Source organism: Phocaeicola faecicola, from assembly GCF_013618865.1.
GTDB lineage: Bacteria > Bacteroidota > Bacteroidia > Bacteroidales > Bacteroidaceae > Phocaeicola > Phocaeicola faecicola.
This window is the reverse complement of record NZ_JABSOE010000037.1, coordinates 37,010-44,517: the sequence shown is the minus strand read 5'-3', so window position 1 is coordinate 44,517 and position 7,508 is coordinate 37,010. Positions and strand designations below refer to the sequence as shown.

11 protein-coding genes are annotated in these 7,508 nt (G+C 46.0%); 5 read left to right on the top strand and 6 right to left on the bottom strand.

Translation table 11 applies throughout. The features are described 5' to 3' along the window. The 5 genes from traN to H3001_RS11205 form a co-directional block, all read left to right on the top strand. Positions 1-710 (top strand): conjugative transposon protein TraN (gene traN / locus H3001_RS11225; protein ID WP_246368564.1); only part of this gene is annotated, 710 nt, incomplete at its 5' end. Further along, the gene (locus H3001_RS11220) at positions 707-1,264 is read left to right on the top strand and encodes a conjugal transfer protein TraO (RefSeq protein WP_032584164.1); all 558 of its coding nucleotides are present in this window, start codon (positions 707-709) and stop codon (positions 1,262-1,264) included. The genes traN and H3001_RS11220, both read left to right, overlap by 4 nt. 6 nt (positions 1,265-1,270) lie before the next feature. Further along, positions 1,271-2,131, top strand: coding sequence for a toprim domain-containing protein (locus H3001_RS11215; protein WP_032584163.1), 861 nt, complete (start codon positions 1,271-1,273; stop codon positions 2,129-2,131). Further along, entirely contained in the window at positions 2,128-2,631 is a 504-nt protein-coding gene (locus tag H3001_RS11210) for a DUF3872 domain-containing protein (RefSeq protein ID WP_032584161.1), read from the top strand. Before H3001_RS11215 ends, H3001_RS11210 begins: the two co-directional genes overlap by 4 nt. A gap of 47 nt (positions 2,632-2,678) precedes the next feature. Further along, a complete protein-coding gene (locus H3001_RS11205) occupies positions 2,679-3,134 on the top strand; it encodes a glycoside hydrolase family protein (RefSeq protein ID WP_032584196.1) in 456 nt (151 codons plus the stop codon). Between the two features lie 43 nt (positions 3,135-3,177). Here the strand turns inward: H3001_RS11205 and H3001_RS11200 are convergent, their stop codons facing one another. From H3001_RS11200 to H3001_RS11175, 6 genes are read right to left on the bottom strand one after another with little or no spacing between them, the layout of a single operon-like run. Next, positions 3,178-3,525, bottom strand: a complete 348-nt coding sequence (locus H3001_RS11200; RefSeq protein ID WP_032584159.1) for a hypothetical protein — start codon at positions 3,523-3,525, stop codon at positions 3,178-3,180. Further along, complete coding sequence (locus H3001_RS11195) at positions 3,525-3,830, bottom strand: helix-turn-helix domain-containing protein (RefSeq protein WP_004326306.1); 306 nt, start codon at positions 3,828-3,830, stop codon at positions 3,525-3,527. Before H3001_RS11195 ends, H3001_RS11200 begins: the two co-directional genes overlap by 1 nt. Beyond that, positions 3,814-4,149 carry a type II toxin-antitoxin system RelE/ParE family toxin gene (locus H3001_RS11190; RefSeq protein WP_005776869.1) on the bottom strand — a complete coding sequence of 112 codons (336 nt, stop codon included), beginning with the start codon at positions 4,147-4,149 and terminating at the stop codon, positions 3,814-3,816. Before H3001_RS11190 ends, H3001_RS11195 begins: the two co-directional genes overlap by 17 nt. Before the next feature lie 56 nt (positions 4,150-4,205). After that, positions 4,206-4,964, bottom strand: coding sequence for a hypothetical protein (locus H3001_RS11185; RefSeq protein WP_032584158.1), 759 nt, complete (start codon positions 4,962-4,964; stop codon positions 4,206-4,208). Positions 4,965-4,966: 2 nt separating this feature from the next. Then, positions 4,967-6,901, bottom strand: coding sequence for a hypothetical protein (locus H3001_RS11180; protein ID WP_032584156.1), 1,935 nt, complete (start codon positions 6,899-6,901; stop codon positions 4,967-4,969). Continuing rightward, entirely contained in the window at positions 6,898-7,491 is a 594-nt protein-coding gene (locus H3001_RS11175) for a hypothetical protein (protein ID WP_032584153.1), read from the bottom strand. Before H3001_RS11175 ends, H3001_RS11180 begins: the two co-directional genes overlap by 4 nt. Positions 7,492-7,508 lie beyond the last annotated feature (17 nt).

Here is a 7,508-nt window from a genome sequence, read left to right as displayed (position 1 = left end):
ACATGACAAATAAACTGATATTACCAGTGGAGAGCCGTATGCAGGGAGACCTGCACGTACGGTTCGGGGGCAGGTTATGGGAAACCTACCACCGAAAGGTGGCAAGGCGTCCATTACCGAGCCTACACGTGAAGTATGCCGACGAGCCGCTGCTGCTGAATGTGGAGATGTGTGATTTCATCCATGACGGAGAATCGGTGAACCGTCCCAACAATGCCATGGAAATCTATCTGACCGAGCTGGATAACGAGTCCCCCCGTCTGGTACGTCTTATCATGAAATCCGTGTATGAGAATGACAAGCGCCGTATCCGTCATATCGGCTGCAAGCGTTTCGGTATCCAGTATCTGCTCAAAGGTCTGTACACCCATAATGACCTGCTTTATTTCCATACCCAGGTAAAGAACTCCTCGAATGTTCCCTTTGACGTGGATTTCATTACGTTCAAGGTGGTGGATAAAAAGGTGATGAAGCGTACGGCCATGCAGGAGCAGGTGATTTATCCGCTGCGTGCCTACAATTATGTGACACGTGTAAACGGCAGGGATTCGGAATGTACGGTATTTGCCCTTCCCAAGTTTACAATACCGGACGATAAGAAACTGGTTGTGGAGATGTATGAGAAACAGGGCGGCCGTCACCAGAGTTTTGAGGTGGTCAACGAAGACCTGGTGCGTGCGGAAACCATCAATGAGCTGAAGGTACGATGAGAACGAAAGTATTGTATATGCTGGCATTGCTGCTTGTCCTTTCCGTGGGACAGGCAGACGCCCAGCGGATTCTGCCAAGGATGCAGGGTGTGGAAATGCGTGGAGGTATGGCTTCCGATAACGGATACTATATGGGAATGACTCTTTCAAGCTATGCCAAAGGCGGGAACAAATGGGTATATGGAGCGGATTACCTGCACATGAAGCACGGTTACCGTCATGTGACCATCCCTTCGGCGCAGTTTACGGCAGAAGGCGGATATTACCTGAATTTCCTTTCCGATGCGGGAAAAGTGTTCTTCCTCAATCTGGGAGGATTGGCACTGGCCGGATATGAGACGGTAAACTGGTCCGATAAAAAGCTCTATGACGGGGCCACCCTGAAAAACGGCGATGCCTTTGTGTACGGCTGTGCCCTGACGCTGGAGATGGAACTGTACCTTGCCGACCGTGTGGCATTGACGGCTTCCTTGCGTGAGCGTTTCCTGTGGGGCGGAAGTCTCGGACATTGCCATACCCAGTATGGAATCGGCATTCGTTTTATGATAAATTAGCGGGTTATGGAACTGGAACAGATTAGACGGATTTCCCTTGTAGGTTTTCTTGAAGGTATGGGGCATGTACCGGTATCCCGTAAAGGAAATGATGTCTGGTTCAGATCACCTTTCAGAAATGAGAGAACAGCATCCTTCAAGGTGGATACACAGCGGAATGTCTGGTTTGATTTTGGACTCGGAAAGGGAGGTGACATCTTCCATCTTGCCGGGGAACTGACAGGAAGTACCGGTTTCATGGAGCAGCTGGAGTTCCTTTCAGGGAAATCCGGCATCCTTCCTCTCCGGCCTTTACAGGAACGTAAGAAGATACCCCGCGTTTCCGGATTCGAGGACGTGAAAGTGACGGAACTGAGTCATGAGGCATTGAAAGGCTACCTGAAAGAGAGAGGCATTGATCCGGCCATAGCCGGGAGATTCTGCAAGGAAGTGGCATACGGAATACGGGGCAAACGGTATTTTGCCATAGGCTTCATGAACCGGAGCGGCGGTTATGAACTCCGTAACCCGATGTTCAAGGGATGCATCTCTCCCAAGGATATTTCCTGTGTGTCCCTGTCCGGAAAGAAACAGGATACGTGCTGTGTGTTTGAAGGGTTTGTGGATTTCCTTTCGGCATTGGGATTGCGGACTGTGGCGGACGAAGACTGCCTGGTGCTGAACTCTGTATCCAATCTGGAACGGTCGTATGCCGTTCTGGAGGGTTACGGCAAAATCCGGTGCTTTCTTGACCGTGACCGGGCCGGGATTACCGCACTGGAGACTTTGACCATACATTTCGGGAACAAGGTTACGGACTGTTCCGGTCTGTATGATGGATTTAAGGACTTGAATGAATATCTGACAAAAACAAAGGAAAACAAATGAAGACAGAAAAGAATATAGGAAAAGGACTTGGGCTGGCAGGCAAGATTGCCATGTTCTGCATAGGTCTGGTCAGTCTTGTACTGACCTCGTGTGAATCCGAGCTGGAAATCCAGCAAAGTTATCCGTTTACCGTGGAAACAATGCCGGTTCCAAAGGAACTGAACAGGAATGAGACGGCGGAAATACGATGTGAACTCAAAAGTGAGGGCGATTTTGACGGTACGGTCTATACGATCCGTTATTTCCAGTATGACGGGAAAGGTTCCCTGAAACTGGACAACGGTCTTGAATTCAAGCCGAATGACCGTTATCTGCTGGAGAATAGGAAGTTCAGGCTGTATTATACTTCACTATGTGACGAGGCGCAGAACTTCATTGTCGTTGTAGAGGACAACTGGGGAAACATGACAGAAATGGAATTTGACTTCAACAATGCAGGTGATGAAGAGACGGATGCCGTGGAAGATTCAGTGTCAGTTCAGGAAGGAGGTGTCCTATAATAACCGTAAGGTCTCTAAGGTCAGTACTGCCGTTGGTGGTACTGGCCATGACGGTAACTTCCCTGCGGGCACAGGAGAATGTGGAAGACTCACGTTGGGAAACGGCTGTCAAGTGTATCAAGAAATATGAAGGATGGCATGGTCCGGAACATCATCCGTATGTTGCATACGGTCACCGTATCAGAAAAGGGGAAAAGTTTCCCGCCACGCTGACAGAAAGTGAGGGAGACAGTATTTTGAAAAATGATCTGAAGGAAATGTGTGCATTATTCCGACATCTGGGAAAGGATTCACTTTTAGTTGCGTGTCTGGCATACCAGGTGGGACCATATAAGTTACTCGGCTATGGCAGAATGCCCAAAAGCACGTTGATAAGGAAACTGGAAGCCGGGAATCGGGACATCTATGCGGACTTCATACGATATTGTCGCTATAAAGGAAAGAAGATTCCGTCAATAGAAAGGAGAAGGAAAGAAGAATACAGGTTACTGTTTATGCCATAGAGAAAAGACAGCCGTGAATTTACCATGATTCACGGCTGTCTCGTTATAATATCCTGTCTAAAAAAAGTGAAAGGGGATAAATGAATCGGTTATACTGTTTCAACGCATCCATATCCAGCTTCATGTTTTTGTAAGGGTTTGAATCGTCCGTATAAAAATAGATGTCTGTTGTCCGGTTACCATTTTTTATAATTTTCCCGTTCAATGGTATCGCGTCCACATCCTCGAACTTTTCAAGGGAAAGTCCTTCGATGGAACCGGTTTCCTGTTTTCCGAGACAGTTTGTATAGTGATTGAACAGTACAAATCCTTTCCGGGCATAATCAATGTGAATACCGTACGGACGGTTACGGTAAAAGTTTTCCCTGGCTTTTTCCTGATAATTTTCCATCACAATACCGGTTTGACAATTTCAATCTTCAATCCGAGTGCATCAATGATACGGCAGAACGTACTGATACCCGGATCTACAATGCCTTTTTCAATTCTGGAGATATAGGATTTGTTAGTCCCGATTTTTTCAGCCAGTTCGGACTGCGTCATCTTTTCCTTCTTTCTGGCATCACATATGATCTGTCCCATGCAGTAGGCGTATGCTTCCTTACGGAACTCCTCACGTTCAGGTGTTCCCGGCTTGCCGAATTCCGCATCCATGATAGCATCGATGCTGGTCAGGTTTTCATTTCTTGCTTTCATAATACTCCTCCTTTATCTTTAATGCCTTTTCTATTTCAGAAGGCGGTGTCTTCTGTGTCTTTTTCTGAAATCCGTTGAACAGGATTACGATGTTCCCGTCATCAAATATGAAGAATACCCGGAAGATATTGCCTCCATATTCAGCACGGATCTCATAGAGCTCTTCACGCAGATACTTCACGAACTTGCTGCTTACCCTTTCCTGTACTTTCAGCATATCAAGAATATAGTATATCTTACGGGCTTCCTCTTTTTTGAGGGACGAGATGAAGTCCGTAAAATAATTCTTGTAGGCTGATATGGTCCGTTCCTGTTTCATGCCGCAAATATATAAAAAGTTTACATATCAGGCAACTTTGAAAAGATAAAAATAAATTATTCCTCATTTCCCAGGCCGGTAAAGCTAAAACATTCCGTAACCATGAAGTCTTCTCCTCCATATTCTGCCAACGCCATGAAATCGGACAGACTGTCGCAATAGAAGAAGATGGCATCGTCATGCTCTTCCGGAATCTTTTCGAGTGCTATGGAAACTTCCGTTTCTTTCATATCATCTTTCCATATGATGCGGCATAAGGCCAGTTGCGGTTCGGTATTGTAAGTATCTTTAAACTCCTTATATTTCTGCGATATTCCCTTCTTTACTTCAGACGTATCGCTTATGACTGTTCCGGATTTACAGTTGTCGCACCACCCATACTGAAAAGAGTCGTCCGTATAATGGTCAAAGTCCTTTGTATTGGGATTTATCATCGCTTCACAGGTTACGTCCCTACTTCCGCATTTGCAGCATATGACATTATCTTCTTTTATATGGAAGATATTTGTCATGGCTTCCAGAATGTCGTTAAGCCATACCGGATTGGCCAGAGCCGCCTCATGGCGGCTTGTGACCTTGTAGTTTTCTCCGGTAATCTTATCGTGGACTTCAAGTGTGATTCCTTCTCCGACGGCAGTTACCTTGTGTACGGAGCATTCGCATGGATCACCTGTCTTGTCAAACAGGATTACGAAAACCGGATTGTCATTGTCTGTCAACATTACTTCGGAAACCGAGTTTGCCTGCATCAGTGCAAGTATCCTGCCGACGATTTCATCGCACAGGTTTTCAATTCTTTTTTGGAAAATATTCATATTCAGATAAGGTTTAGATGTTGGACTTCTTTTTTGTATTTCTCCAGTGAAGGCTTGTATCCCTGTTCATGGATAACGTCTTTCAATTCTTTCAGGGTATAGGTCCTGGCTACGTCCAGCCCGTAGTCTTCCGCAAAGGCTTCTATTCCGGTCAGACAATACCCCATGTTGCGGTGTACCGTTTCGGCACTGATTTCCATCGAATCATCCGTTCCTTTGGGGAGAACGGCCTGTTCCTTCAACCGGCGGATCTTGTATTGCAGGCCGGAAGCGAGCCTTTCCATGTTCCTGTCATGGTATGTCAGTCCGTCCTTGCGGATACAGTATTCCACAGTCCGTCCCATGAATGAGTTGCGGTATATTTCGCATCCGAGGATGGTACGGATATGTTTCACCTCATAATACCGCATGGCCTGTACATCCTTCAAGTCCTTTTGAATCTTCGGAATCCGGAATTGCGGGTCGTTGTCACATATTGTCTTTTCCAGCCATGTCCGGTGGAATGTAGTAATCTGTTTCCTGAACACTGTTTCGGCAGGCATATATCGGTTTTGATGGCGTGTCATGATAAGATAGTATTCACTTTCGTGCCATCCGCGTTTGCATTTCTGCAAGGCGATGTAAGTCAATCCTATCCGGCAGTATCGGCGGCTGTCATTACGGTCCCTGATATGCTCGAAATCCGTTTCACATCCATAGAATTCATCCGGAAGTCCTGTATATTTCCGGAACTCCATGGCCCGTTCCTTGAAATGACGGATATTATCCTGGTCTTTTTGACATAGCTGCCTGGACATTTCAGGTGTGATGAATTCCATCCGCAGATAATGGAAGTATTGGGGTTTCTCCTTCAGGACTTTCTCGGCGAGATTTCTGGTCTGTAGTCTCTTCGGCAGTTGGGGAAGCCAGTACAGACTATGGCCGTGTTCAATGAAATATTCCACAAGTTTCCTGTTCCAGCGTTCCGACGGGATATCCGGATAGAACGAATCCCTCCTGGCCAGTGCCATACAGACCTCTTCCGTCATCAGGTTCGGCTCAAGATGGAAGTTATAACTGTTGATTTCTCTTTTCGCTTCAAGTGCATGAATAAGTCTTTCCGGTGTCCGGAACCGTCCGGGAAGTCTGTAAAACAGGTTTGGTTCCAGCTCCATTGCTTTGTCAGCCATGGCATCATCCGCATGTTTAGAGAACCATTCGTAATGTCCGTATGAATCGAAAATGCCATGTAGGTTGCCTGTCTTGTGACAGATGGCCTTCCATACGGTGTCATAGTCAAGCCAGCATGTATCCACTTCCCTGATGCAGCGTATGGCCCATTCCCTGTAGTATGCAGCCTGTTTGAAACATTTGGGCGTCATTCTGTCGATTGTTTGGGTTGCTATACGTCCGTCGCGTAGCAGTCCTTTCCAAAGTCTGAAACCTTTCGCCTTTTGGGGAACGAAAGAAAGCATGGCTTTCGTTGTGGTCAGGAACTGCTGTTCGTATCTGTCCGGGCTGTAGCGGAAACCGTTGTCCTGCTGTACGTTATGGTAAAGGGAGTATATTGCATCACGGACTGTTCCGTTGTTCCATGATGATAAAGGTATCAGATGCAGGTAGTGCATGAAATTCCTGTGTGCGAACAGCGATTCAAGTATGTTACTGTTCCTGTATTTTTCCGGTATGTCAGGAAAATTACTCTTTTCGGCCTTTATTGCCCTTAGACAAATCTGGCGGTTACGTTTTTCTTCAGGTATCTTCGAAAGCTGCCAGGAACGCCATCCGTAATCATCTGTTTTGAATATACTGTCAAGTATTTCAGAAGTAATATATTTCTCCGGCAGATAGTTGACCAGTTCCGGACGGTGTTCGGCTGCGGCCAGTTCAACCATTTCCATTGTGATGAATTTGTCCGGCATACATGATATAGCCTTTGTCATATTGATTTCTTTCATGATTCCAGTTTTTTAGGTTTGATGACTTTTATAAGTTGTGTTTTGCGGAATACATATACCGTTTTCCCTTTTTCACTGACTCTTTTGGGAAGGCTTTTCCAGGTATCCCATCCGTTGACAATTTCCGGAGTGAATTCAAGTTTTCCCGTTTCGCCGATTACGGCAAAGGAAAGTCCTTTGTCCAGAGGGGAAGGCGTATGGTCCTTGTCGGGAACAAATACAGAAAATTCAGGATTGCTGATTTCATAGATTTTTCCTTCATAGCCCAGAAACCATCTGCCATTTTCATACAGGTAAGTCCAGGCACCGAGCAGGAAGAACTTTTCCTTGCCTGATATTTCCTTTGCTTCGTAAATGGGATTCCCATTATTCAAAGGCCAACAGCTTGTCTTGTTTTCATTTGATGAGAGGCTGCCTCCCAAATGGAGCAGGTTTCCCAAAGCAAGCAGTTTTCTCACCCTGTCTTCCGTACGGTAAAATGTCCTGAGTATTCTTCCGCAGTTTTCAAAATCCCCTTTTTCAAAAACGGTGATGTACCGTATTCCTTCCGGCAGGGACATTCCGATGTAAGTGTTTTCATCATTTGTCATAGTCGTATATTTTTATA